Genomic DNA, 25,470 nt, shown 5'->3' on the forward strand with positions numbered 1-25,470 from the left:
GTCGTGCTCCTTTCTCATTTCTGGTATCCTCATTGTAATATGAAAAATTGGAAAAAGCAACGCAATGCTTGACAAAATAAAGTTTCATGATAAAATCTAGATAAGAAATATGATTTTATTTCGGAAAGGAGAATCAGATGAGCGATTTAAAATGGGGTATTTTAGGGTGCGGAGTTATTGCCAACGAAATGGCGCAGGCATTTGAAAAAATGGGAAGAAAGGTTTATGGGGTCAGCAGCCGGACACAGACAAAGACAGAAGCGTTTGCGGAAAGATACGGCGTTGAAAATGTCTACGGATTATATGAAGAAATGCTTGAGGATAAAAACATTGATGTGATCTATATCGCAACTCCCCACAGCCAGCACTATGGGAATATGAAAAAAGCGATTGCGGCGGGGAAACACATTTTATGTGAGAAAGCTATCACGGTCAATGACCATCAGCTGGAAGAGATCGTTTCCCTGGCGGAAGAAAAGAATCTGACAGTAAGGGAAGCCATGACCATCAGCCATATGCCGCTGTTTAAAGAGCTGAAGAACAGAATTGACAAAGGAGCCATCGGAACCGTAAAGATGGTGCAGGTAAACTTCGGAAGCAACAAAGGATATGATTCCACAAACAGATTTTTTGCACTGGAAGCAGCAGGAGGAGCACTTCTCGATATCGGAGGGTATGCCACGACATTTGCAAGAACTTTTATGGATGAGGCTCCGAATACGATACTTACCACAGTACAGTACTTAGAGACCGGTGTGGATGAACAGTCCGGTATCATTTTGAAAAATGAGTCTGATCAGATGGCGGTGATCTGCCTTACCATCCGCGCAAAACAGCCGAAGAGGGGCGTTGTCACCGGAGACAAGGGATATATCGAGGTATATGAATATCCGCGGGCTTCAAAGGCAACCATCACAAATACAGAGACAGGCGTTACAGAAACCATTGAGGCGGGCAGCACAGAAGATGCTCTGGTATATGAGGTGGAAGCCATGGAAGGAACCGTCAGCGGTACGTTTTCCGATAACAATCTGGAGATTTCAAGAGACGTCATGAAGATCCTGAGCAGTGTGAGAACACAGTGGGGAATGAAGTATCCGTTTGAATAATGGTTGCCGTTTCCTTTTTCAATTGCTATAATAATAGTATTGTCAAAAGGAGGGGAATCATGATCAGGATATTTAAAACTTATGAGGGATCAAAAGAATTAAGAGAGATTACAGAGATCGAACGCGAATCCTGGGTCATGATGACGGATCCGAACGGGACAGAACTTCAGATGGTGGCAGAAAAATACCAGATCGATCTGGACGATCTGAGGGCGCCTCTGGATGAGGAAGAACGTTCGCGTCTGGAACACGAAGAGAATTATACGATGATACTGGCCAACATTCCGGTGGTACGTGCAGAAGAGGGCAAGCGGCTTTATGAGACGATTCCTCTCGGCATCTTCATTACGGAAAAGGTCGTGTTCACGGTCTGTCTGGAAGAGACCAATATTTTAAAGCAGTTTACGGACGGGCTGGTGCCGAATTTTTATACATATATGAAGACGAGATTTGTATATCAGATCCTTTATAACAATGCGGCTCTGTTTCTGGTTTATCTGCGAATGATCGACAAAAGAGCCAACCAGGTGGAAGAGATTCTGCATGAGACATCCAGGAATAAGGACTTAATCCAACTCTACGATTTAGAGAAATGTCTTGTGTATTTTACCACTTCCCTGAAGTCAAATGAGGTGGTGCTGGAGAAACTCAGAAAACATATAGGACTTAAACACTACGAAGAAGACCAGGAGCTGCTGGAAGACGTTATCATTGAGAATAAGCAGGCGATGGAGATGACCTATATTTATCACAATATATTAAGAAGCACCATGTCGCTGTTTGGTTCCATTATCGATAACAATCTAAACCAGGTCATGAAGTTTCTTGCAGCCATCACCATCGTGCTGGAGCTTCCGACGATGATCTCAGGACTCTATGGAATGAACGTGAATCCCGTAGGAATGCCGTTTTCGGGAAGTACGATGGGGTTTTTTATCATAAGTGCGTTTTCTGTTGCTGTTTGTGTGATCGCGGTGCTGATTTTGAAAAAGAAGAATCTGCTATAATAATTTGGACACGGTCTCTATTGTAAATAGTATTTTTGGGCTTATTAATTCTAAAAATTCGGAGGGAATTATCTTGAGTGGATAATTCCCTTTTAAACTTTTAAGAAAAGGCCAGGTGATAAGAGGTATGAACGGAAGAGTCGATAGAAAAGAAAGGATAATATTCTTACTTGGATTAATACCGGCATTTGCACTTTGTTTTCAAATGACAGGCAATGTGACTAAAAAACAGCTTAATATGTAAAAACAGAAAACATGGTTGTAAAAAAAGCAGCCTATATTGTTTTAGGAGTAACTGAAGAGGGCTATAAAGAAGTTCTAGGTATATGGGTTGGAGAAAATGAGACAGCTAAATTTTGGTTATCAGTACTTACAGATTTAAAGAATCGAGGTGTTCGCTTATACTAATTGTTAATTACGCTTAATTTATTTACTTGTTGATAATCTATATAACTTATTTGGTTTGTGCCAATCTCCGTAATAATAAGCATTGTAGTAGTATCATAGCCTTTTTCTTTAACAAGATTTAAGTCAACACTAACAATTTTATCACCGATTTTTACATCATCGCCTTGTTTATGAAATACTTTGAAGCCCTGCCCTTTTAAATTGACTGTGTCAATTCCAATATGAACTAAAAGGCTAGTTCCATCTTCTCTACTAATGCCAAAAGCATGACCAGTTGGATACATAACTTCAAGTTTGCCACTTACTGGAGCATAAATATTTCCGTCTGTTGGGATGATACCTATTGTTTTTCCAAGCATCTCTTGACTGAAAATTGGGTCATTAATACTCTTTGCTGGAATCATTTCGCCAGAACATGGAGTTATAACATCATTTATACCAAATTCTTTTTTCTTAAATTTATCAAAAAGTCCCATTATAGTTTTTCTCCATTAGATGAAATTACATCTTTATACCAATAGAAAGAATCTTTCTTATAGCGCTTGAGTGTTCCTTTGCCTTTATCATCTACATCTACATAAATAAAGCCATAACGTTTAGCCATTTCACCAGTTGAACAACTAACAACATCAATTGCAGTCCAAGGTGTATAACCAACAAGATCAACGCCATCTTCAATTGCTAAAGCCATTTGTTTAATATGTTCACGATAATAGTCAATGCGGTAATCGTCGTGAATTTCTCCGTTTTCAAAAACATCTTTAGCACCAATTCCATTTTCTGTAATCATAATAGGAACACCATAACGATCATAAACATGATTTAAAGTATATCTAAGTCCTACTGGATCAATTTGCCAATTCCATTCTGTTGCTTTTAAGTAAGGATTCTTAGCACCACCCATTATATTACCAGATACTTGGGTAACCTCTTTGTTTATAGTGATGCAATTTGTCATATAGTAACTAAATGTATAGAAATCACAAACACCCTCTTTAATTAATTTAATATCTTCATCAGTGCATTCAAATTTAATATTATTCTTTTCAAAATAATTTTTCATAAAATAAGGATAGTAGCCTTTGATTTGAACATCTCCACTGAAACAATTTCTTAATTGATCTTCTTGTTGTGTTAGCAATACATCATCAGGATGTGGTGTAAGTGGATAAACAGTAATATGACAAATCATAGTACCGAACTTAAAATTCTTGTTTATTTCTCTACCAATAATTACTGCTTTAGCACTTGCCACAAATTGATTGTGCAATGCTGCAAAACGTTTGTTAGGATCATCTTTTTGATTTTGGAAAGTTTCCGTACCCTCGTTTAATATACCACCATGATTCCAGTTTCCAACACCAGTTGTTAAGTCATTAATTTCATTAAATGGAATCCAATATGTAACATCATCCTTGTATTCATTTAAAACAAATTTTGCAAAATTAACATAATAATCTATCACTTTTCGATTAGACCAACCACCAATTTTAACTAAATTTAAAGGCATTTCATTATGATAAATTGTAACTAAAGGTTCAATATTATATTTCTTTAATTCTTTAAATATTTCTTTATAAAACTTTAAACCTTCTTGATTTGGTTTTTCTTCATCGCCATTTGGGAATATTCTTGCCCAACCAATTGACATACGATAAACTTTGTAACCCATCTCTGCCATTAATTTAATATCTTCTTTATAGTAATGATAATGATCAATAGCAACATGGCTTGGATAATAGTATTTGTCCTCATTAATATCAAGTGTAATTTTTCTTTCAACTTTGTGACTACCAGCAACCATTGCATCAGCAAGGTTTGGACCTTTGCCATTTAAATCCCAAGCTCCTTCAACTTGATTAGCAGCAGTGGCGCCACCCCATAAAAAATTTTTTGGAAATTTTGTATTCATTCGCTGTTTCCTCCTTTTATATTTGATAACTTCTCGGAATCTTCAGCCCTGATTTTATAAGGCTTTCAGATCCTATTTCAAAAAAATCACCCACTTTTCAGGATACTTTCGTATCCGAGTTCCTCAAATTTTACCACGATCCCTTTGCTATTCCTAAAAGCACCTGGAATTATATCGTGCAGTTCTGGTATCTGGATCTTTCCCAGACCGATTCCTACTCCCGGTGACGGTACTCCAGTCCGTACTGCCGCTCAGCAGCGGAAAAAGCGGACCTGTAAATGCAGGGAAAACGGCTGTCCCTCCTGCGGCTGCAAGCGTCATTATTCCCAGCCGGACTGCAACTGGGGATGGGATTCCCACCGGGAGTACTATTTCTTCGGTTCCCACCTCTACATGTATGTAACTTCCGATTCCCATAGTGATCTTCCAGTATTCCCACTTTTGGAACGGGCTTCCCGCCATGACTTGCTTTCCTTTCTCCATTCCTTTTTCACCATGAAAGCATACCTTCCGGAATTCCGTATTGAGAAGCTCCTCCTGGATTCTGCACATGACGCTTACGCTGTTTATGAATACTGCAGACGGGAAAACATCAAGCCTTTCATTGATTTGAACCCCGGGCATACCGGGCATTTCACCATTGACGATGACGGTGTTCCTGTCTGTAAGCTGGGCTTACGTATGCACAAAGAAGGGTATGAGGCTGCCAAACACCGGGCAAAGTACCGGTGTCCGAAAGCAAACCGGAAACGCGTCTGCTTCTGCGAACGTCCCTGTTCACCAGCGAAATACGGCCGGACTGTACACATCTTTACGGATGACAATCCAAGGTTGTTTAACATACCGCCAAGGGACAGCAAAGCATAGTACCTACTATGTCTAATGTTTATGTCTATTTTTCGTAAATTTCTTTCCCTGCATGATATTTAGTTGTAAATTTTCGGTTGGAATCTCATTCGGCGAGATTCCGAGAAGTTATGCTTTCATTATATCAAAAAAAAATTAAAAGTAAAGTATATTTTATTGAAAATTTTATTAGATAAAAAATAATTTACTAAAATGTATTGACAAAAATATATTTTAGCATTATGATGAATTAGTAAAAAAGATTTTATTAATTTGGAGGTGATTAACGTGGAATACATTTTTAGTGAAAATGCACCTAAGGCTATTGGACCTTATTCTCAAGCAGTGAAAGTAAAAGATACTTTATATTTATCTGGAGTAATGCCAATAAACCCTGAAACTAATTCTTTAGTAGAAAGTGATATCACTACACAAGCAAATCAAGTAATTAAAAATATTGATGCAATATTAAAAGAAGCAGGAATGGATGCTAACAACGTTGTAAAGACCACTTGTTTCATCAGTGATATGGAATATTTTGCAGCGTTTAATGAAGTGTATGCAAAATACTTTGTCTCAAAACCTGCAAGATCATGTGTGGCTGTAAAGAGCCTTCCTAAGAACGCTCTTATAGAGATAGAAGTTATCGCAATACAATAATATAAGGAGGATAGAAAGTATGGCAAAGATTTCTGTTGCCAAGATCGTTGATGGTCTTGGTGGTAAACCCAACATTGTAAACGCTACCCATTGTGCTACACGTCTTAGAGTCACCCTAAAAGACAAGACAAAAGTAGATAAAGAAGAAATTAAAGCATTAGACGGAGTTTTAGGTTTGGTTGAAGGTGCTACTCAAACCCAAATCGTAATTGGACCTGAAGTATCAAGTGTTTATCGTGAATTTATTGAATTAACAGGAGTAAGTGAAGAAGCGCCTGCTGATGAAAACTTAGACGAAGAAAAAGTGCTAAAAGATGATTTAAAGAACTCAAAAGGTTCTATTATGACAAAATTTTTTGATACAGTAGCACAAATATTTAACCCAATCGTACCATCTTTAGCTGGTTGTGGTTTCTTAAGTGCTCTTGTAATGATTTTCATGGCTTGTGGAGCATCAATGAAAGATCCTACATTTGCAAATTTCGTAACTATTGCTATGGCAGTATTTACATTCTTACCATTTTTGCTTGCTTCATCTACTGCTAAAGTATTTAAGATGAATCAATATGTTGCACTTACAATTTGTGCAGCTATGATGGCACCGGCTTGGTCAACTATGATTACGAATGGTCAATCTACTTCAAGCATTTTAGGTATTCCTTTTAAAGTTATTAATTATGGCGGGAGCGTATTACCTATTGTCTTCGCAATTATCTTGGCTTCATATGTAGAAAAATACAGTGATAAATTTATTAAAGGTCCTTTAAAGATTATTTTAGTTCCTGCTATTACAATTTTGGTGTCAACTGTTGTAACTTTATGGACAATTGGACCTGCATCATATTGGATTGGTGAACAAATCGCAGCTGGTGTTAACTGGTTATTTGCTAATGGAGGTCCTATTGCCGGACTTGTTTATGGAGGCATTTATTCTATGATGGTTATACTTGGTATTCATCATGGTATGGTTCCAGTATTAACGCAAATGATTTCAAATCAAGGTTTCAACTTAGTATCTCCAACATCTGGTAGCGCAAATATTGGTCAAGCTGGTGCGGCATTTGGTATTTGGTTTAAATCTAAAGATAAGAAACAAAAAGCTAATGCATTTTCTGCATGTATCGCTGCTTGTACGGGTATTACAGAACCAGTGTTATATGGTGTAACTGTTCCAAGTGGTAAACCATTCTTCTTTGGTTGCATCGGTGGAGCTGTTGGTGGTGGAGTTGCTGGACTTCTAGGACTAAAAGCTTATGCAATGGGTGGTCCATCATTCCTTAGTTTTGGTATGTTTATGGGTGGTTCAAATGCCTTTATGAACATGGGTCTTGTAATGGTATGTTTCTGTGTAGCATTCGTTGTGGCAGCAGCTTTAACTATTGTGTGCTGGAAACCTGCTAAATAAAACTCAAAAAATATAAAATAGAATTAATGTTAGAGAGTAATATATTACTCTCTAATTAGTATATGGAGATAAGAGTGAAAAATAAAGTAGATTTTGAGGATTCATCAATTCCTCATAGTCAGTCGGGGTAAAAGGCTTCTTTTCGGAAACCATGTGGAAAATACAGACCATCATCATACGTGCAATGGCGATAATGGCTTTCTTGTGACCACAACACTTTTTGATACGTCCATATTAGCAATTATTCTCGATAAGCCAGTTGTGAAACCTTTGGATATCCGAGTTAATGGTGGAAAAAGATTTTTGATTATACTCGGAAATTCCGTTCTTGCCGGTGGTTACGATGGTTGCAACGATAACATTTTTGTGGACATCAAGCCCATAGCAGATGGAGTATTTTAGCTTCATCATAAGTATCACCACCTTAACTAAAAAAGGAATAGCAGCATTGACTGTCATCCTGCGACTAAATAAACATGGTTTATTACCAATGATAAGAGTCCGGGCTCTGTAGTGTATTGCTATTCCATAGGAAGATTATATAACGGAAAATGGAGGGGCACAACTTTTTTCATTAACCTGTTTGTGCCTTGAGCGAAGCGAAAGGAATGGTAAAAAAAATGAAAGAAAAAATGATACACGCATTTAAAGCGGCTAGTGGTGGATTATTCTCAAACGTTGAAAAAGCTGATGTAGGTAGTTCTTATCAAGAAATGGAAAAACAAGGAATTGCTCTTATGGGATGGGCAGATCCGTTTATGCCAGATTGCTCAATGCCAAAATTTATTGAAGAAGCTTGGATTCAAGCTGTTAAAGATGAATCAGCGCCTCACTATACTGCTCCGATTGGTAATCAAGAATTAAAGAATTTGATTGCAGAAAAAATACTAATACAAAACAACCTTAAAGTAGATCCAAATCGTAATATTTTAATTACACCAGGATCTGATAGCGGTCTATTTTTCAGTATACTTCCTTTTATAAACGATGGTGATGAAGTAATTATTCCTTCACCATCTTATCCGAACAATTATCTTACTGTTGATATTATGGGCGGTAAGGTTGTACCAATGGAAGTTAAAGTAGAAAATGCTTATCAAATAGTTAAAGAAGATTTAGAAAAACTAGTTACTTCTAAAACTAAAATGATCATTTTAACTCATCCAAACAACCCTACAACCGTTGTTTATAATAAACAATCTTTAGAAGCGATTAGAGAAGTATGTATTAAAAATGATTTAATTCTTGTGTGTGACCAAGCATTTGAAGATTTTACATATGAGAATGAAATGATTACTCCATCTTCAATGGATGGAATGTTTGAAAGAACGGTAACAGTATTCTCTTTTTCTAAAGGAATGGGATTAAGCGGTCTTAGAGTTGGTTATGTTGTATGTAGTGATGTCATCATGGATACAATGTTCGCTAATGCTGTTGGAGTTATTGGTGCAACTTCTACATCAGCACAAAAGGCCTTAATAGAAGCAATCAAACATCCAGAATTTATGAATGTATTTAAAGAAGCCTTTGACTATAGAAGACATAAGGCTTTTGAAATAATTAACTCTATTCCTAATGTAAGTTGTTTATTACCTGAATCCGGTTTCTTGTTATGGGTAGATGTTTCTAGAATTGGTAAATCTAGTGATATTGTTTCTTATCTTGTCAAAGAGGCTGCAGTATCTTGTAATGATGGTGTGAACTATGGTGCGGGAGGCGAAGGACATCTTAGAATTGTATTGGGTGTTTATAAAGATAATCAAAGAGTAGTTGATGCGCTTGAACGTATCAAAAAGGCGCTAATTGAGTATCAAACTATTTAATTATGTGATGAAGTATGTTAATATTTTAGTGTAAATAATTTTAATGAAAGAAGAAATGTAATGGAAAATATTAATTTGACTAAAATTGACAAACAAATCCTAGAGTCTTATAAATACTTTGTCAATGGACTATCGGCTTATTTAAGTAACTCTTATGAAATAGTTCTTCATTCTCTTGGTAATCTAGAATCATCAGTTATTCATATTATTAATGGCGAACACACAGGAAGAAAAGTTGGAGCTCCAATTACTGATCTAGCTCTACAAATGTATGACAACATCAAAAAAGGTGAAGCTGACTACATTGTATATAATAGTAAAAATAAAAATGGAGAGCCATTAAAATCAGCTACCATTGCAATAAGAGGAGAAGAAAATAGAATTATTGGTTTAATATGCATAAATATGTATTTAAATACTTCCTTTTTCGATGTTTTATCTTCGTTTATGCCATCAGCTGCTAGTTTTATGAATGGATTAAGTGTTAATGAAAGCTATTTTAATGATACAGATGATTTAATTAAAAACGCTATTGATGAAGAAACTAGAAGTGTTATAGCTAATGCTTCAATTTTACCTTCTAACCGCAATAAAGCAATTGTGGAAAGATTATATGATAAAGGCATATTTAATTTAAAAGATTCTATCTTGAAAGTCGAAAGTATTATGGGTATTTCTAAGAATACAATTTATATGCATATTAGAAACTATAAGAAAAGATATAATAAATAAATATAAAAAGATTACCTGCTGTAAGACTTAGTAATATAGGCGATAAATGTTTTTATATAAATAAAGCCTGTTAAGGAATAGAAGTAGTCTTAAAGCAAAAAGGATATGAATTTCATGGGCGTGTCATATACAAGGTCAATGAATTAGATGGATATATAAGACAAAGGTTGAGAGTAAACTTTTCTTGTAGAGGAAAGAAACATGGAGGATATAATCAATGTAGATTATTGGGAGTGAAATACCCTGATAAATTCTTTGGACTAGACATGACTTTGTTAAGTTTAGTTGACACATTTTTCACAAGGATTTTATATCTTATGCAGCTTCTTTCCGGGCATTATAGTATTGCTGTCGTTTGATCATAGGAGGGAGTCCTCCATTAGCGGAACAAATCCTCCGATTATTCCAGTAGCTGATGAAATATCTCCAGATGACTGGCTTGAGTTCCCCGGTACTCATTTTTTCTGTACCATAACGGCCATACAGCAGCTCGGTTTTCATTCTGGCCCACATGCTCTCACAGCGGGCATTGTCGTGACATCTCCCTCCTGCTCTATTCATACTCTGCTCTATTTCATATTTGCAAACCGCATCCCGGTATATCTGGCTGGTATACTGGCTTCCCGGTTTTATACCATATCAGTCATGAGGACAATATGAAAGTCAAGGTTGCCGTGAAATTCATAGACAATCAGACAAAGGCAACGCAGGTATCACACAGTTTGAATTGGTGCTATATAAGGATAGGAATTGGAAAATCATTCAGTAGTAGAGAATTCACACTTTTTCTGATGTGGACGGCTGAAATATCTTGTGTTTCACTTGATATTCCAATATAATAAGGAATATAGAAGAGCTATCTTGAAAATACCAAAAAAAAGGGGAACAGCCATGCTCATGAATTGCTACGCTCAGACAGACAAAGGTAACCTCTATTTTTGGCATACCCAAAATTAAATTATTTAGAATGTAAAGACATATTCTGCCCAGAGTTTTACGGGAGGGATGTGCCTTTTATCGAATAAATAATTATTTTGAAAAAAGGTGAAAACAGAAATGAAACGAATAAAACTGCTGACATTTTTGCTGGCGTTCACAATACTGCTGACGACAATGCTTCCCACGGTGGTTTTTGCGCAGGGGAATGATTCCGGTACATCCTTTGAAGTTGGCGATTCGGTTGAATTGAAAGAGGCATTCAAAAAGATTGAGAATACTGAAGGCACTTATACCATTTCATTGAAGGAGGACATTACTGTAGAAGGCGAGTCATATTCGGTCAGCCTCAAAAAAGGTCGTGAGGTAACATTACTTGGTAATGGACATACCATTTATTTTAAAAATAAATATGGGTCATTGCAGACAAACGGCGGCACATTAAATCTTGGCAATGAAAGTGCCAATAAATTAACACTTGACGCGACTGGAACAAATCGCAGAGAAGCTGTGATCGAGATTTTCGGCGGAACTGTCAATATGTACGACCACGTTACTATAAAAGGAAACGACAACGCACAGAAGAGCACCATGGGAGGAGGAGTTAATGTTGAAAGCGCTAGCTTTGCTGAATATGGTGATAGTACTTTCAATATGTATGGTGGTGTGATCACAGAATGCAAGAATCAACGCGGCACGGGTGGCGGAGTCAGTGTAGTTGGAGTTGATGATGCTAATGGACTTAAAGCTACCTTCAATATGTATGGTGGGTCCATTACTGGCAATGAGGCAATAACACCTTATACAGGATCAAATATGTATGGCGGCGGTGGCGTCGCAGTATTAAAAACAACCGCGACTTTTAATATGTATGACGGTTTGATTGAGGGGAACAAAGCGGTCCATTGTGGCGGTGGTATCTATAGTTGTTTGGGTGCCGTAAACATTGAAGGCGGAGCAATCCGAAACAATACCTGTGATTCAGTGATAGGAACAACATATGGTTCCGGCGGAGGTATTTATAGTTATTACGGCACAACGACGATTAAAAACGCAGTGATTGAAGGGAACTACGCGCTTTATGGCGGTGGAATATATGCCTATGCTATCAATTATAGTACGAAGTATCCTGGAAAAATAACTATATCAAAGTCCAACATTCAAAATAATATTGCGTCGCGTGGCGGCGGAGTTTATGCCTCATACAGTAAAGATGTAAGGTTGTCTGACAGCACGATCAATAGCAATGAGGCTCACAATGGCGGAGGCATATTAGCTTCGAAAAGTACGATCACTTTTGAAAACAGCGAAGTCAGCGGCAATAAAGCATACACCGGTAGTGGCGGCGGACTGTATGTCAGCAGTGCAAGTACGGTATCCACCGACAGCAAAGGCAATATTATCTGCAACAATACCGCAGGCGGTTATGCAGCAGATGTTTATTTAAAGAAAGACTCTATAATAACATTGCCGAACGCCAAGGATATGGACAAAGAATATTTGGCAGACAATCAAAACTTTAGAATTGATGGTTGGTATTGGGATGCAGCAGATTCGCGTTACACTCCAAGCGAAGATGGAGAAACGGCAGATACTGACAATACAACTAGTGGGCTAGCGCTGGTTGCATCCTACAGAGTTCCCGGCATGCTTGTCGTTACCTATGAACTGCAGGAGGGAGAGTGGACAGAAACAAGGGACATTTATTCTGAGCAGGATGGAAAATATATAGAAAATGTACCTTTGCGTGAAAAGGCCAATGAACCGAGTGCTCCTGAAAAGGAAGGATATGTATTTGGCGGCTGGTACACAGACAGTAATTACAGCGATGAAAGCGAGTATGATTTTTCCGCTCCTGTTACAAGACACATAACACTGTATGCAAAATGGTTGAAGAAGATGGAGCCTTTGAATGCAGTTCCTGCAATCATGGCAGAGGATAAGACTTTGACTGTAGGCGATACCTTTGACCCTCTGAAAGATGTTACTGCTTCAGATACCGAAGATGGCGATCTTACAGCGAAAATTGAGGTATTGCGCAGTAATGTAGATACATCAAAAGCAGGAACATACCAAGTTACTTACAAAGTAATGGATAGTATGGGCGCTTCCGCAACAAAGACGATTACCGTTACTGTCAAGGCAAAAGACACGCAGAAGCCAACGACAGACGATAACGAGAAACCGTCTGCAACGGATACAGATAAGAAACCAATTAGTACAGATAAACAGACAACGTCTAACAGCCCTAAAACTGGCGACAGCACAAATATGACAACATGGCTTGCACTCATGTTCGTATCTCTTGGTCTGTTGGCTGGCATATTCACAGTAAGGAAATTACGCAAAAGCAGATAAAGACTGTGAGAAATTTTATGGAAAGAGATATTTTTGAGGACATGAAAATTGAAACGGAATGTGCATATATTTAAGATTTGCCCTACATCAGAGAAACAGTAGAAAAGAAACTATTTGAACTTCCGTTTGACCTCTATTCCAAGGAACAGCTTCAGGAATTCTGCAACTTTGTGATGGTATGACCTATTCCTTGAATATTATGTAAAGCTTGATGAATATGAATTCTGGCTATTTGTGATAGGAAACTGTAATCGTCAATGCTGATCTGTATCAAAAAGCAGCAGATGTATCTTGTAAATTTACGCAGGATACGTATCGGTTTACAGGGAATATAAAAGGTTAAATACAGGAATCTAATATTTTCCAGCAGATTCCATACAGACATCACGACATTGGTTTTTAACAAGCCATTCTTTGAACTGCCGCCGGGCCGATATGCTGTATTTATTTTCAGGGGAAAAAATGAGCACAGCCGTTATGATTTTGCAAAATATGGGAAAGAAAGGGGGACATTTCGTTTGATTGAGAAATGTCCCTGTGCTGTTTTAATCCAGATAGTGCTTCATATGTTTCAGCGCATTCTTTTCCAGCCGGCTGACCTGAGCCTGTGAGATACTGATCTCATCGGCTACTTCGGTCTGCGTCTTGCCGTCAAAGAAGCGGAGCTTGATGATGTTGTATTCCCGTTCAGGGAGATGTTCCATGGCATCTTTTAAAGCGATGGATTCTACCCATAATTCTTCTTTGTTTTTCTTGTCTTTTACCTGATCCATTAAAAACAGAGTATCTCCGCCGTCCTGATACACCGGCTCATAAAGAGAAAGAGGTGTGGCGATGGCATCCAGGGCGAAGAGTACATCCTCTTTTTTCATTTCGATTTCCTCAGCAATGGCTTCGATGGTAGGCTCTTTGTTGAATTTTTTCGTGAGGGCCTCCTTTGCCGTGATGGCTTTGTAGGCAATATCCCTGAGTGAACGACTGACTCTCATGGAATTATTATCACGCAGGTAACGCCGCACTTCTCCGATGATCATCGGAACCGCATAGGTGGAAAATTTAACGTTCAGGGAGCGGTCAAAATTGTCGATGGCTTTCATAAGCCCGATACATCCAACTTGAAACAGATCGTCGGCATTCTCATTGCTGCCGGAAAAACGTTGAATGACACTTAAAACTAACCTTAAATTGCCCTTGATGTATTGTTCCCTTGCTTCCTGGTCACCCTGTTCGATCCTTATGAACAGTTCTTCTTTTTCTTCATTGGTGAGTAAAGGAAGAGAAGCAGTATTGACTCCGCAGATTTCAACTTTATTAAGTGCCATGATAATTCCTCCATTTGTAAATTGTTCTTGCGAACGATATATTAAAATCATTCACCAATCAAAATGGATTTATACGATGAAAAAATTGCCAGACCGTTTGACACCCATATTTACCAATGATATTATGATAAGAAGAAAATATAGAAATGAGGAATCATATCATGAAAAAATTACTGCTAATTTGTATGATGATATGTCTTGTTTTTTGTTTGGGGGGCTGCAATTTTCCCTGGGACAAGGAAAAGACAGAAGATAAAAATGTCAAAAAAGAAAATATAACAGCATCAGAAGTAAAAGATTCCATGAAGGGAAGACAGCTGATTATCGGTGTGTCCGACGGTATGGCGCCGTTTTCAGTAAGAGATGAAAAAACCAGGGAGATGAAAGGTTTTGACATCGATCTGATAAAGGGGATCAGCCAGTATCTGGGCTTTGAGTACAAGCTTCGCGTCGCTCCGATGAGGAAGCTTACGGATCTGCTCAGGGAGAAGAAGATCGATCTTGCTATCTCCGGCATTTGTATTACGGACAGCCGCCAAAAGGAGTTTCAGTTCTCCGATGTCTATTTTGAAAATACATTAAAAGTTATGGTCAATACAGATAAAAATATAACAGACAGAAAAGAACTGGTCGGAAAAGCCATAGGGGTGGAGGAGGGAACCTCTAACGAAGAATATGCACAGACTAACCTTTCTGAGGAGAATAAGATTAAGGTTTATCCATCCATGGACAAGGTATTCAAAGATCTTGAAAAAGGAAAGATCGATGCTACGGTCTATGATGCAACAGGCGTGGATTATTTTATGGCAAATTATAAAGGAGACAAAATCTCCGACCTCGATGAGAAGCTTAACTCAGCAGAGAGCAACTATGGGATTATGTTCCGGAAGAAAGATCCTTCTATCGGCAAGTTTAATGTGACGCTTCAGGTATTGAACACAGAGGGCACCTACCAAAACATTAAGAACGAGTGGATTGGATCGGAAGACGAAGATTAAGAGGGAAATTCATGAATATTGTTTCAATTGTATTCGGACAGATCGTCATGATGTTTTGTATGATGGCTGTGGGGGCAGCCGCCTATAAGGCGGGCCTCATAACTGAACGGGGAAGCACGGATCTTTCCAATATCACCCTTTACTTAGTCATTCCATTTGTGGTGCTCACTTCTTTTCAGATTGAGTTTGATGCAGACATATTTCATGGAATTCTGGTTACCTTTGTTTTAGGAATTGCGGCACATGCGGCAGCGATCGTTTTGTCCTATCTGCTGATCCGAGGAAAGGATAATGATCGGACAGTTCTGGAACGGTTCAGCATTGTGTACCCGAACTGTGGTTTTATGGGGATACCTCTGGCCCAGGCGGTGCTGGGTCCGAAGGGGGTTATTTACATAACAGCGTTTATTGCCGCACAGAATCTGTTTATCTGGTCCCACGGAGCTGCCAGTATGCAGGGGACATTTAACCTGGGATCGGTCAAAGAATTATTCAAAGCACCTGTTATGATCGCAACATTTGCAGGACTTTTCTGTTACCTTCTTCAGATTCAATTCCCTGTTCTGGTCTACAATCCACTGAAGGCTATCGCTGATATGAATACACCCCTGGCGATGATCATATCCGGAACTGCCATCGCGCAGACAAATCTTTTGAAGACACTGACAAGACCCAGGATTTATGTTATGACGGCATTGAGGCTCCTTCTCGTGCCTATGGTCATGTTTTTGATCCTTCTTTTCGTACCGGTATCCAAGGATCTTAAAATATTGTCGCTGCTTGCCTCATCCGCATCGACTGCGGCGATCACGACCATGTTTGCGGTGAAGTTTAAGAAGGATGTGGGTTACGCGGCAGAATTATTTGCAGTTTCCACCATCGCAGCGGTTGCCACGCTGCCGTTCATGATCTCCCTCGGAGAAAAATTCTTTTCATAAAGGACAAAGTGGGCAAGCCCACACCTCATCTCCCTAACCCCTTAAAATAGAAAATCCCATGGTTCATTCTGTCAAAAGAACCATGGGATTTTTGAATTCGGCATAAAAATCAGCTGTTTTGGATTTTCAGAAAATGATACAGCCAGCTGGCCTCTTCATCAGTGAGATGAGGAGAGAGACTGTCGAAGACAAGCCGGTGATAGGCATAGAGGAGACGGATTTCTTTATCATTGAGCAGCGCCTCATCAACCCCGTCCATATCAATAGGAACCAACGTCAGGTGCTCGAATTCTAAAAAGCTGCCGTATTCATTCTGCCGCTGCTTTCTGCACAGGAGCATGTTTTCTGTACGGATTCCGTATTTTCCCGGGATATACACTCCCGGCTCATCGGTTGTAACCATGCCGGGCACCAGGACTGCATCCAGCTGATTATCTCTGATCTGCCAGCGGAAGGCGTTGGGGCCTTCGTGGACTCCGAGAAAATGTCCGACACCGTGTCCGGTTCCGCACCGGTAGTCGATTCCTTCTTCCCAGAGGGGGCCTCTGGCCAAGATGTCCAGGCTGCTTCCCCGGCATCCAAGAAGAAATTTGGCATCGGAAAGGGACAGCATACTTTTTAATACGAGCGTAAAGTTCCGTCTCTCTTCTTCGGAGATATCACCTAAGATAAAAGTGCGGGTGACATCCGTCGTTCCGGTCAGATACTGGCCGCCCGAGTCGATCAGAAGCATTCCTTCCGGTTCCAGGCAGACATCGGATTCTTCAGTGGAAGAGTAGTGCATCATAGCCGCGTGGTCTTTGTAGGCGCAGATGGTATCAAAGCTCGGTCCCTGATACAGAGGCAGCTTTCTGCGCTCCTCTTCCAGACGGTCCTGGACGGAACGTTCAGTCATAGGAACAGAACCGATGTTTTGCTTCAGCCAAAACATGAACCTGGTCATGGCAATGCCGTCAGACAAGTGACATTCTTTAAGCCCCTTGATCTGTGTCTCATTTTTCACCGCTTTCATGCCGGAAGAAGGGTTTTCGCCAAAAATGATCTGGTTTTTTTCGAGTTCCAGGTAAAGCTTGTAGTTTACGGTATCCGGATCTATCAGTATGCTTCCCTCCTGTTTTTTTAAGAAAGAATCGATCTGTTCATAAGGCAGAATCGTTATCTTATCCTGTTCCAGACGGCGTCTTACTTCTTCTGAAAGACAGGTTTCCCTCACAAATAGGCAGCAGCTTTCCTGTGTGATCCATACATAGCTGTAAAACAGAGGCGTGCAGGGCATGTCATTGCCGCGCAGATTGAAGATCCATGCGATATCCGGCAGAGAGGCGATAAAATGAGCCCTTGCGGAAACTGTCTCCATACAGCTGCGGATTCTTTTGAGCTTCGACGGCACAGATTCCCCGGCATAAATATCTTCATGGATAAAAATCGGGGATGCTGCGGCATCCGGGCGGCCGGTCCAGAGATCCTCTGCGAGAGTATGATCTGTTTCCAGGACTGCTTTTTTTGAAGCGGCCAGCCTGGACAGTTTTCTTCCGTAAGCGGTATTGATCATACGGCCGTTTAAGCTGAGGACATCGCCCTCACTGAGATGCTCTGTGAGATATTCAAGTATAGTCGGAACGCCGGAAACACCCATCTTCATCAGCTTCATTTGTTCAGGATCGATCTGTGCTTCCGCCTGGGTAAAATATCTCCCATCCGTCCAGAGCCGGCTTTCGGCCTGCTCTGCCAGGACTGCTCCGGATGATCCGGTAAATCCGGAGATGAATTGGCGGCACTTATAGTGATCGTCCACATATTCGGACTGATGGGGATCTTCACTGGGAATCAAATAATACGTAAGATTCTTTTCAATCATAGATTTCTGAAGTCTAGCCAGCGGTGTAGTCATAATTCAGAACCTCCTTTTATTGTTGTGGTTTTTATTATAACACGATATAATAAAAAATAGAATTTTAGAATATGTGCAGAAATTTTGCAGCTGAATGAGGAGGACATTAAGGATGAAAAACATGCTAGTGGCACAGTCAGGAGGACCGTCGGCGGCGATCAATGCCACCATTACCGGCGTGATCGACGCAGGGCTTGCGAGCAGCCGGGTAGAACATGTATACGGTGCACTGAATGGGATCAAAGGAGTATTAAACGAGAATTTTGTGATACTGGATGACATATGCAAAAAAACTGAAACAAGAGATCTGCTGGCCATGACTCCGGCAGCTGCGCTGGGGTCCTGCCGCTGGAAGCTGAAAAATCCGGAAGAAGATAAGAGAGAGTTTGAGGAGATCATCCGGATCTTAAGGAAAAATAATATCGGATATTTTATTTACACCGGCGGAAACGATTCTATGGATACCGTCTATAAGCTTTCCGTGTACTGTCGGGAACACGGAGTGGATGATATCAAGATCATGGGAGCTCCGAAGACCATCGACAACGATCTTGGAGAGACAGACCATTGTCCGGGTTTTGGCTCTGCGGCCAAATTCATTGCCACCGCTTTTACAGAGATTGCATGCGACTGCTATGTCTATGATATTCCGTCTGTGACGGTTGTGGAAGTCATGGGGCGCAATGCAGGATGGCTGACGGCCAGTGCGGCCCTCGCAAGAAATGAAGAAAGAAATGTGCCCCAGCTGATCTACCTGTGTGAGAGGGCGTTTGATACGGAACGTTTTGTGAAAGATGTAAAGGAAGCGCTGGATCGGGAAAATAACATCATCATTGCAGTCAGCGAAGGATTAAAGGATGCCCGGGGAAATTACGTCGGAGAAGAAATGAAGTCCGGGAAAGAAGATGCTTTTGGACATAAATACCTGTCGGGCATCGGAAAATACCTGGAGCAGGTGATAACGGATAAGATTGGCTGCAAGGTCCGCTCTGTGGAACTCAATATCCTTCAGCGCTGCGCCGGATACATGCTGAGTGAAACAGACATCATCGAATCCAGAAATCTGGGGGCCTTTGCCGCCGTCAGCGCCATCCGGGGCGAGACCGGCAAGATGTCCGCTTTAAAACGGATGCCGGGAGATAACTACCAGGTGGAGATCGTACTGGCCGATCTGTCCAAGATTGCAAATGTTGAAAAGACAGTGCCTCTTGAATGGATTACAGAGGACGGACACGACATCACGGAGGAGCTGGTGGATTATTTAAGACCTCTGATTCAGGGGGAAGTGCGGATTCCGTATAAAGACGGAGTCCCGGAACATTTCATTCTCTAGGGGATTCCGTAGGAATTTCTTATTTCATAGGAAAGTTCTACGACCTTCCCTATGAAATAAAAACGCTCCGCGGGTTGTGCACAGATGCGTAAGGAAATTATTTGCCTGCGGCAAATTGCATCTGGCACGCAAAGTTTAAAAGCCCCTCAAAGAGTGAGGGGTTGGGGCGTTGAAGTGGGCCTGCCCACTTTGTTCTAGTAGCGAAAAAAGAGGAACTTTTCTGTCAGTGTCCTGGAAGAAAAGTTCCTCTTTTTTATTTGCGGTTTTTCATAATATATTGGTTTAGTTCGGCTCCGATGAACAGAATCATCATACAAAAATACAGCCAGAACAGGGTGAGCAGAATACCGGTAAGCCCTCCGTACATAATGCTGAAAAATTTAAAGTTATCAAAATAGATTGAAAACAGGGAGGATAAAATGATCCATCCCGCTGAGCTGAATATCACTCCCGGCATGACTTGCTTGGCTTTGAAGTGTTCACTTGGAAGAAAGCGGTACATGATGAAAAATACCAGGAAAAATATAAAAAATGCAATGCCGAAACGGATCAGCAAAAATATAATATGCTGGTTGGACAGAAACGGATAAAACTGATACAGCTGGTTCAGCAGTGTGTTTCCGAATAAGAGCACAATAATCCCGATCAGGACAGCTACCGCGATGAACGCAATATACATAGTGGAGATAAACCGGAGCACAAAGTAATTCCGTTTTTCCGGGATCTCGTGGATCGTGTTTAGACCGGTCATCATGGAAAGGATACCTTTTGATGCGGACCACAGCAGTGTGATGATCGTGAATGACATGTAGGTTGTCGTGATTTTTCCATATAAAGAATTGATGACGGCAACCAGGCTGACACTGTACTGTTCCGGCAGATAGTAGTTTACAAGGTCGATCAGGTCTTTCGGCGTCACGGGAACAAAGCGCATCAGGCTCAGCACAACGATCAGGAACGGGAAAAAAGAAAGCACCGTAAAGAATGCTGCCTGAGCGGAAAAGGCAGTGATATGATCCTTCTGAGCTTTCGCGATCACGGAATTCAGAAGGGCGATTAACTTTAACATATAAATACCTCTCAGATCATATTAATATAGCAAAATTTTATACAAATAGTTTATATATTCTATCATAAGCGTTTGAAATACTCAAGAAAAAGCTGAACGCCATAGGAATACCGGGACAGCAGGAGAGGAAGCTTTGTTTTATATAGAATAAATCTTAAAAATTTATAAACAAATTATAAAGAAAGTGGTTGACATAGGGGGCAGGGTTTGATAAAATTGGAAATAAGTTAAGGAATACGAAAGAAGGATTGTTACTGGTAATGCAGGCTAAACCAACTTATGAGATTTATACAGATAGATTTCGATAGGTGTGGTTTATTTTTTTTCTTAACTGAATATTTTACAATACGGAGTGGAACTGTGCAAATTACAAGAATTATAAATAATAATATTGTAATTTCAGAAGATAACAGCCATCGTGAAGTGGTGCTAATGGGAAGAGGACTGGGCTTTCGGAGACATCCCGGAGATGTGATCGACTCAGATAAAGTCGAGAAGACTTACATAATGAAAGACCATGGGATGACACATCGCTTTCAGCAGATGGTAGCAGACATCCCCATAGAACGATTGGAAATATGTAATGAAATTATTCAATATGCAAAAGACACTTTGCAAAAGAATATCAATGACAATATTTATATTTCTCTCACAGACCATATTAATTTTGCCATTGAACGGGTAGAGATGGGTGTTCCCTTCCAGAATCCCTTTTTATGGGAGATTAAGAAGTTCTACTACCAGGAATATCTGATCGGGCAGGCTGCCATCCGCATGATCGAGCGGAAGCTAAAGGTCACTCTGCCGCAGGATGAAGCGGCGTTTATCGCACTGCATATTGTCAATGCAGAACTGGATCTGGATATGACGGAGATGGTTTCCATGACCAAGCTTACGCAGAATATCTTAAAGATTGTTGAGGAGTGTTTTCCTGACCAGATGGATAAAGAATCCGTTTTTTACGAAAGGTTTATCACCCACTTGAAGTTTTTTGCACAGAGGATCTTTACGGGCAATGAAGTGGAGAGTGACGACACAGAGTTCCAGGAGATTATCCGAAACAAGTATCAGGAATGTCTTGACTGTGTGGAAAAGATCAGAATTTATATAAAGAATACATGCAACCATGATATAACGGATGAGGAAATGATGTATCTCACCGTCCATATCAAGAGAGTGATTACAAGATAAAAGTTCATATTGATTTAGAATAAGGATTGTTACTGGTAATGCAGGCTAAACCTGATTCAAACCGAAGGATTTTTGAATTCATATGTTTTGCAAAATTTGTTGAGCTGTGTGGATTGAAAAGATCCGGTGTTTGAGTCAGGTTTTTTTATTTCATTAATGTTTCACGTAAAATCACCCCCAGCGGGGGATTTTATAAATAGGAACCTGAATTCTTGGTTAATATAAAAGAATAAAGATTCCGAAAGATAATTAGAAAAGGAGGAATGTTTAAATGGTAGGAATTATTCTTGCTACGCATGGCGGATTTGCGGATGGTATTATGCAGTCCGGATCCATGATCTTCGGTGACCAGCCCGATGTGGCAGCTGTAACACTGCAGCCGAGCGAAGGGCCAAATGACATCAGAAAGAAGATGGAAGATGCAATCGCTTCTTTTGAAAGTCAGGACGAAGTATTATTCTTAGTCGATCTTTGGGGAGGAACTCCATTCAATCAGGCAAACGGACTTGTATCAGAACATGAGGACAAATGGGCGATTGTAGCCGGCTTAAACTTGCCGATGCTGATCGATGCCTATGGCTCACGTATGACGATGGAGACAGCTCACGAAGTTGCGGTTCAGATCGCCGGAAGCGGAAAAGAAGGGGTGCGCATTTATCCGGAGTCTCTGGAACCGAAGGAGGAACCGGCAGCCGGACAGCAGGCAGAAGCACAGCCTCAGGGAGCAATCCCGGAAGGAACCGTATTAGGAGACGGACATATCAAATTTGTGCTTGCCCGCATTGATTCCCGTCTGCTTCACGGACAGGTGGCAACTGCATGGACAAAGACAACACAGCCGAACAGGATCATCGTCGTATCCGATTCGGTAGCGCATGACGATCTGCGTAAAAAACTGATTCAGGAGGCTGCACCTCCAGGGGTACGCGCCAATGTTGTTCCTGTGAACAAAATGATCGAGGTCTCAAAAGACCCCCGCTTTGGAAACACAAAAGCACTGCTGCTTTTTGAGACGCCTCAGGATGCTCTCCGTGCCATCGAAGGCGGAGTGGACATCAAGGAACTCAACATCGGCTCCATGGCTCATTCTGTCGGAAAAGTAGCCGTGAGCAAAGTTGTATCTCTCGGAAAAGAAGACATCAAGACTTTTGCAAAATTAAAGGAACATGGAATCGGCTTTGATGTCCGTAAGGTGCCGAGCGATTCTAAAGAAAACATGGATGAGATCATTAAAAAAGCAGAAGCCGAGTTATCTTAGGCTTCACACATTCAGAAAATAGAGGAGGAATTATAATGTCAGCAATTTCAATCGTTTTAGTTATTATAGTTGCCTTTCTAGCTGGTATGGAAGGAGTTCTGGATGAATTCCAGTTCCATCAGCCGTTGGTTGCGTGTACATTAATTGGACTTGTGACCGGTCAGTTAGAAGCAGGTATTATTTTGGGCGGTACATTACAGATGATCGCTTTGGGATGGGCAAACATCGGCGCCGCTGTTGCACCGGATGCCGCGTTAGCTTCTGTAGCTTCCGCTATCATCTTAGTCCTTGGAGGACAGGGCACCTCAGGTGTCAGCACTGCCATCGCAGTTGCGATTCCTTTGGCAGTTGCAGGTTTATTCTTAACAATGGTTGTACGTACACTTTCCGTGGCATGTGTTCACCGTATGGATGCAGCTGCTGAAAAAGCAAATTTCAAAGGTGTTGAACTGTGGCATATCATTGCCATCGCTATGCAGGGACTCCGTATTGCGATTCCGGCGGGAGCGCTTCTGTTTATCCCGGCAACAACCGTTCAGAAATTCCTGACATCTATGCCGGCATGGCTTACAGACGGTATGGCAATCGGCGGTGGAATGGTCGTAGCCGTTGGTTATGCGATGGTTATCAACATGATGGCAACAAAAGAAGTTTGGCCGTTCTTTGCAATCGGTTTCTGTGTTGCTGCACTTTCAGATCTGACATTGATCGCATTGGGAGCTATCGGTGTATCTCTGGCATTGATTTACCTTACACTGTCTGAGAGCGGCGGTTCTTCAGGCGGCGGAGGAAGCAATACAGGTGATCCGCTCGGCGATATTCTGAATAATTATTAATTGAAGGAGGTATGAAAAATGGCAGAAAAAGTTACATTAAGTAAGAAGGAACGATTGTCCGTTGCATTGCGCTCTACCTTCCTTCAGGGTTCTTGGAACTATGAACGTATGCAGAACGGTGGCTGGGCATTTTCAATTATCCCGGCGATCAAAAAGTTATATAAAACAGAAGAAGAACGCTCAGCGGCATTAAAACGTCACTTGGAATTCTTCAACACGCATCCGTATGTTGCTTCTCCGGTTATCGGTGTTACACTGGCATTAGAGGAAGAGCGTGCAAATGGGGCAGAGGTCGATGACGCAGCGATCCAGGGTGTGAAAGTCGGTATGATGGGACCTTTGGCCGGTGTCGGAGATCCGGTATTCTGGTTTACCGTACGTCCGATCCTCGGAGCTCTCGGTGCATCCCTCGCAATGACAGGAAACATCTTAGGACCGATCTTATTCTTCGTACTGTGGAACGTGATCCGTTGGGGGTTCATGTGGTACACACAGGAATTCGGATACAAAGCCGGCGCAAAGATCACAGAAGACCTTTCCGGCGGATTACTGCAGAAAGTCACAAAAGGTGCATCTATCCTCGGTATGTTTATCCTTGGATCACTGGTTCAGCGATGGGTATCCATCAGTTTCCAGCCGGTAGTATCTAAAGTTACATTAAGTGAGGGAGCGTACATTGACTGGGGCAAGCTTCCTGAGGGAGCAAAGGGGATCCAGCAGGCATTTGAGCAGTATGCATCAGGCCTGTCACTGACCCCTACCAAGATCACAACTTTACAGAACAACCTGGATTCTTTGATTCCTGGATTAGTTCCATTATTATTAACATTATTCTGTATGTGGCTGCTGAAGAAAAATGTTTCACCGATCATCATTATCATCGCATTATTCTTAGTTGGTATTGGCGGACACCTTATCGGATTGTTATAAGCTAATGAAAAAAGTTCGGAGCAATCCGAACTTTTTTTATTCTTTGAAGTGGACTTTCCCACTTTGTTTACTGAACAATATCGTGATATAATGTTTAGGATACTGTATAAGAATAAATTAGAAATGGAGAGTTGCTATGGCTCAGTCAATAAATACAAAAGTAGATTTGGTGATCAGCGGAACTTCTTATCACGGTCTGAACAGTTATGGAAAGATCATGATCGGCGATAAAGGATTTGAATTTTATAATGACCGGAATGTAAATGATTATATTCAGATTCCATGGAAGGAAGTTGACTACGTGATTGCCTCAGTCATGTTTAAGGGAAAACACATTCCGCGCTATGCGATCCAGACAAAAGAAAACGGAACCTATTCTTTTGCCTCAAAAGAGCCGAAGAAAGTGCTGCGTGCGGTCAGCAAGTATGTTGCGCCAGACCATATGGTCCGCTCTTTAAGCTTTTTTGGAGTGATCAAAAAGAAGTTAAAAGCCAAGTTTAACAAATAA

General features: G+C 40.7%; 23 protein-coding genes and 3 pseudogenes. 18 read left to right on the forward strand and 8 right to left on the reverse strand.

Annotated elements, in window-relative coordinates; genetic code table 11:
• The first annotated feature begins 137 nt into the window (after nucleotides 1–137).
• From CI597_RS03825 to CI597_RS03835, 3 genes and pseudogenes are all read left to right on the forward strand, one after another.
• A complete protein-coding gene (locus CI597_RS03825) occupies nucleotides 138–1,109 on the forward strand; it encodes a Gfo/Idh/MocA family protein (protein ID WP_024728016.1) in 972 nt (323 codons plus the stop codon).
• A 59-nt stretch (nucleotides 1,110–1,168) separates the two neighbouring features.
• Nucleotides 1,169–2,116, forward strand: coding sequence for a magnesium transporter CorA family protein (locus CI597_RS03830; protein WP_024728015.1), 948 nt, complete (start codon nucleotides 1,169–1,171; stop codon nucleotides 2,114–2,116).
• A gap of 240 nt (nucleotides 2,117–2,356) precedes the next feature.
• Nucleotides 2,357–2,515, forward strand: a pseudogene (locus CI597_RS03835) (transposase); the annotation flags it as partial.
• A 5-nt stretch (nucleotides 2,516–2,520) separates the two neighbouring features.
• On the opposite strand, the gene CI597_RS03840 reads toward CI597_RS03835, so the two are convergent.
• The 3 genes from CI597_RS03840 to CI597_RS03850 form a co-directional block, all read right to left on the reverse strand.
• Nucleotides 2,521–3,000, reverse strand: coding sequence for a PTS sugar transporter subunit IIA (locus CI597_RS03840; protein WP_024728014.1), 480 nt, complete (start codon nucleotides 2,998–3,000; stop codon nucleotides 2,521–2,523).
• Entirely contained in the window at nucleotides 3,000–4,436 is a 1,437-nt protein-coding gene (locus tag CI597_RS03845) for a glycoside hydrolase family 1 protein (RefSeq protein WP_024728013.1), read from the reverse strand. The genes CI597_RS03840 and CI597_RS03845 overlap by 1 nt, the downstream gene beginning before the upstream one ends.
• 153 nt (nucleotides 4,437–4,589) lie before the next feature.
• Complete coding sequence (locus CI597_RS03850) at nucleotides 4,590–4,919, reverse strand: hypothetical protein (protein ID WP_186992389.1); 330 nt, start codon at nucleotides 4,917–4,919, stop codon at nucleotides 4,590–4,592.
• Between the two features lie 12 nt (nucleotides 4,920–4,931).
• On the opposite strand from CI597_RS03850, the gene CI597_RS17695 reads away from it, so the two are divergent.
• From CI597_RS17695 to CI597_RS03860, 3 genes are all read left to right on the forward strand, one after another.
• Nucleotides 4,932–5,303, forward strand: coding sequence for a hypothetical protein (locus CI597_RS17695; protein ID WP_143266058.1), 372 nt, complete (start codon nucleotides 4,932–4,934; stop codon nucleotides 5,301–5,303).
• Nucleotides 5,304–5,570: 267 nt separating this feature from the next.
• Nucleotides 5,571–5,942 carry a RidA family protein gene (locus tag CI597_RS03855; RefSeq protein ID WP_024728011.1) on the forward strand — a complete coding sequence of 124 codons (372 nt, stop codon included), beginning with the start codon at nucleotides 5,571–5,573 and terminating at the stop codon, nucleotides 5,940–5,942.
• A 19-nt stretch (nucleotides 5,943–5,961) separates the two neighbouring features.
• Entirely contained in the window at nucleotides 5,962–7,347 is a 1,386-nt protein-coding gene (locus tag CI597_RS03860) for a PTS transporter subunit EIIC (RefSeq protein WP_024728010.1), read from the forward strand.
• A 234-nt stretch (nucleotides 7,348–7,581) separates the two neighbouring features.
• Here CI597_RS03860 and CI597_RS03870 read toward each other — a convergent pair whose 3' ends face one another.
• A complete protein-coding gene (locus tag CI597_RS03870) occupies nucleotides 7,582–7,758 on the reverse strand; it encodes a hypothetical protein (RefSeq protein WP_235824535.1) in 177 nt (58 codons plus the stop codon).
• Between the two features lie 209 nt (nucleotides 7,759–7,967).
• On the opposite strand from CI597_RS03870, the gene CI597_RS03875 reads away from it, so the two are divergent.
• Both CI597_RS03875 and CI597_RS03880 read left to right on the forward strand, forming a co-directional pair.
• Nucleotides 7,968–9,170 (forward strand): pyridoxal phosphate-dependent aminotransferase, encoded by a 1,203-nt coding sequence (locus tag CI597_RS03875; protein WP_034549798.1) that lies wholly within the window; start codon nucleotides 7,968–7,970, stop codon nucleotides 9,168–9,170.
• A gap of 60 nt (nucleotides 9,171–9,230) precedes the next feature.
• Nucleotides 9,231–9,902, forward strand: coding sequence for a helix-turn-helix transcriptional regulator (locus CI597_RS03880; RefSeq protein WP_024728007.1), 672 nt, complete (start codon nucleotides 9,231–9,233; stop codon nucleotides 9,900–9,902).
• A 315-nt stretch (nucleotides 9,903–10,217) separates the two neighbouring features.
• On the opposite strand, the pseudogene CI597_RS03885 reads toward CI597_RS03880, so the two are convergent.
• Nucleotides 10,218–10,526 (reverse strand): annotated as a pseudogene (locus CI597_RS03885) (integrase core domain-containing protein); the annotation flags it as partial.
• Between the two features lie 26 nt (nucleotides 10,527–10,552).
• Here CI597_RS03885 and CI597_RS17700 point away from each other — a divergent pair.
• Nucleotides 10,553–10,671: pseudogene (locus CI597_RS17700) on the forward strand (conjugal transfer protein); the annotation flags it as partial.
• A gap of 287 nt (nucleotides 10,672–10,958) precedes the next feature.
• Nucleotides 10,959–13,196, forward strand: a complete 2,238-nt coding sequence (locus tag CI597_RS03895; RefSeq protein ID WP_024728004.1) for an immunoglobulin-like domain-containing protein — start codon at nucleotides 10,959–10,961, stop codon at nucleotides 13,194–13,196.
• Between the two features lie 545 nt (nucleotides 13,197–13,741).
• Here the strand turns inward: CI597_RS03895 and sigG are convergent.
• A complete protein-coding gene (gene sigG, locus CI597_RS03905) occupies nucleotides 13,742–14,518 on the reverse strand; it encodes an RNA polymerase sporulation sigma factor SigG (protein ID WP_024728003.1) in 777 nt (258 codons plus the stop codon).
• A 161-nt stretch (nucleotides 14,519–14,679) separates the two neighbouring features.
• On the opposite strand from sigG, the gene CI597_RS03910 reads away from it, so the two are divergent.
• Nucleotides 14,680–15,516, forward strand: a complete 837-nt coding sequence (locus tag CI597_RS03910) for a substrate-binding periplasmic protein (protein WP_024728002.1) — start codon at nucleotides 14,680–14,682, stop codon at nucleotides 15,514–15,516.
• A gap of 11 nt (nucleotides 15,517–15,527) precedes the next feature.
• Entirely contained in the window at nucleotides 15,528–16,454 is a 927-nt protein-coding gene (locus tag CI597_RS03915) for an AEC family transporter (RefSeq protein ID WP_024728001.1), read from the forward strand.
• Between the two features lie 109 nt (nucleotides 16,455–16,563).
• Here the strand turns inward: CI597_RS03915 and CI597_RS03920 are convergent, their stop codons facing one another.
• Nucleotides 16,564–18,345 carry an aminopeptidase P family protein gene (locus CI597_RS03920; RefSeq protein ID WP_024728000.1) on the reverse strand — a complete coding sequence of 594 codons (1,782 nt, stop codon included), beginning with the start codon at nucleotides 18,343–18,345 and terminating at the stop codon, nucleotides 16,564–16,566.
• Between the two features lie 112 nt (nucleotides 18,346–18,457).
• Between CI597_RS03920 and CI597_RS03925 the strand changes: the two genes are divergently transcribed.
• A complete protein-coding gene (locus CI597_RS03925) occupies nucleotides 18,458–19,678 on the forward strand; it encodes a 6-phosphofructokinase (protein ID WP_024727999.1) in 1,221 nt (406 codons plus the stop codon).
• 253 nt (nucleotides 19,679–19,931) lie between these two features.
• On the opposite strand, the gene CI597_RS03930 is transcribed toward CI597_RS03925, so the two are convergent.
• Nucleotides 19,932–20,747: a YihY/virulence factor BrkB family protein gene (locus CI597_RS03930; RefSeq protein ID WP_024727998.1), complete on the reverse strand. Its 816-nt coding sequence runs from the start codon at nucleotides 20,745–20,747 to the stop codon at nucleotides 19,932–19,934.
• Nucleotides 20,748–21,107: 360 nt separating this feature from the next.
• On the opposite strand from CI597_RS03930, the gene licT reads away from it, so the two are divergent.
• The 5 genes from licT to CI597_RS03955 all read left to right on the forward strand — a co-directional run bounded on the left by licT (nucleotide 21,108) and on the right by CI597_RS03955 (nucleotide 25,470).
• Complete coding sequence (gene licT / locus CI597_RS03935) at nucleotides 21,108–21,938, forward strand: BglG family transcription antiterminator LicT (RefSeq protein ID WP_024727997.1); 831 nt, start codon at nucleotides 21,108–21,110, stop codon at nucleotides 21,936–21,938.
• A gap of 271 nt (nucleotides 21,939–22,209) precedes the next feature.
• Nucleotides 22,210–23,196, forward strand: a complete 987-nt coding sequence (locus CI597_RS03940; RefSeq protein WP_024727996.1) for a mannose/fructose/sorbose PTS transporter subunit IIB — start codon at nucleotides 22,210–22,212, stop codon at nucleotides 23,194–23,196.
• A 35-nt stretch (nucleotides 23,197–23,231) separates the two neighbouring features.
• A complete protein-coding gene (locus tag CI597_RS03945) occupies nucleotides 23,232–24,032 on the forward strand; it encodes a PTS mannose/fructose/sorbose transporter subunit IIC (RefSeq protein ID WP_024727995.1) in 801 nt (266 codons plus the stop codon).
• Nucleotides 24,033–24,050: 18 nt separating this feature from the next.
• The gene (locus tag CI597_RS03950) at nucleotides 24,051–24,962 is read left to right on the forward strand and encodes a PTS system mannose/fructose/sorbose family transporter subunit IID (protein ID WP_024727994.1); all 912 of its coding nucleotides are present in this window, start codon (nucleotides 24,051–24,053) and stop codon (nucleotides 24,960–24,962) included.
• Between the two features lie 136 nt (nucleotides 24,963–25,098).
• The gene (locus tag CI597_RS03955) at nucleotides 25,099–25,470 is read left to right on the forward strand and encodes a DUF956 family protein (RefSeq protein WP_024727993.1); all 372 of its coding nucleotides are present in this window, start codon (nucleotides 25,099–25,101) and stop codon (nucleotides 25,468–25,470) included.

Source organism: Anaerostipes hominis (ex Lee et al. 2021), assembly GCF_002270485.1.
In the GTDB taxonomy this organism is placed as follows: domain Bacteria; phylum Bacillota; class Clostridia; order Lachnospirales; family Lachnospiraceae; genus Anaerostipes; species Anaerostipes hominis.

Bases quoted from the DNA above. Each gene is read 5' to 3' on its own strand.
- CI597_RS03925 (WP_024727999.1), top strand. From the start codon at position 18,458: ATGAAAAACATGCTAGTGGCACAGTCAGGAGGACCGTCGGCGGCGATC.
- CI597_RS03860 (WP_024728010.1), top strand. From the start codon at position 5,962: ATGGCAAAGATTTCTGTTGCCAAGATCGTTGATGGTCTTGGTGGTAAA.
- CI597_RS03920 (WP_024728000.1), bottom strand. From the start codon at position 18,345: ATGACTACACCGCTGGCTAGACTTCAGAAATCTATGATTGAAAAGAAT.
- CI597_RS03940 (WP_024727996.1), top strand. From the start codon at position 22,210: ATGGTAGGAATTATTCTTGCTACGCATGGCGGATTTGCGGATGGTATT.
- CI597_RS03850 (WP_186992389.1), bottom strand. From the start codon at position 4,919: ATGGAGAAAGGAAAGCAAGTCATGGCGGGAAGCCCGTTCCAAAAGTGG.
- CI597_RS03830 (WP_024728015.1), top strand. From the start codon at position 1,169: ATGATCAGGATATTTAAAACTTATGAGGGATCAAAAGAATTAAGAGAG.
- CI597_RS03845 (WP_024728013.1), bottom strand. From the start codon at position 4,436: ATGAATACAAAATTTCCAAAAAATTTTTTATGGGGTGGCGCCACTGCT.
- CI597_RS03875 (WP_034549798.1), top strand. From the start codon at position 7,968: ATGAAAGAAAAAATGATACACGCATTTAAAGCGGCTAGTGGTGGATTA.
- CI597_RS17695 (WP_143266058.1), top strand. From the start codon at position 4,932: ATGAAAGCATACCTTCCGGAATTCCGTATTGAGAAGCTCCTCCTGGAT.
- CI597_RS03950 (WP_024727994.1), top strand. From the start codon at position 24,051: ATGGCAGAAAAAGTTACATTAAGTAAGAAGGAACGATTGTCCGTTGCA.
- CI597_RS03930 (WP_024727998.1), bottom strand. From the start codon at position 20,747: ATGTTAAAGTTAATCGCCCTTCTGAATTCCGTGATCGCGAAAGCTCAG.
- CI597_RS03880 (WP_024728007.1), top strand. From the start codon at position 9,231: ATGGAAAATATTAATTTGACTAAAATTGACAAACAAATCCTAGAGTCT.
- CI597_RS03945 (WP_024727995.1), top strand. From the start codon at position 23,232: ATGTCAGCAATTTCAATCGTTTTAGTTATTATAGTTGCCTTTCTAGCT.
- CI597_RS03955 (WP_024727993.1), top strand. From the start codon at position 25,099: ATGGCTCAGTCAATAAATACAAAAGTAGATTTGGTGATCAGCGGAACT.
- CI597_RS03870 (WP_235824535.1), bottom strand. From the start codon at position 7,758: ATGATGAAGCTAAAATACTCCATCTGCTATGGGCTTGATGTCCACAAA.
- CI597_RS03840 (WP_024728014.1), bottom strand. From the start codon at position 3,000: ATGGGACTTTTTGATAAATTTAAGAAAAAAGAATTTGGTATAAATGAT.
- sigG (WP_024728003.1), bottom strand. From the start codon at position 14,518: ATGGCACTTAATAAAGTTGAAATCTGCGGAGTCAATACTGCTTCTCTT.
- CI597_RS03895 (WP_024728004.1), top strand. From the start codon at position 10,959: ATGAAACGAATAAAACTGCTGACATTTTTGCTGGCGTTCACAATACTG.
- CI597_RS03915 (WP_024728001.1), top strand. From the start codon at position 15,528: ATGAATATTGTTTCAATTGTATTCGGACAGATCGTCATGATGTTTTGT.
- CI597_RS03825 (WP_024728016.1), top strand. From the start codon at position 138: ATGAGCGATTTAAAATGGGGTATTTTAGGGTGCGGAGTTATTGCCAAC.
- CI597_RS03910 (WP_024728002.1), top strand. From the start codon at position 14,680: ATGAAAAAATTACTGCTAATTTGTATGATGATATGTCTTGTTTTTTGT.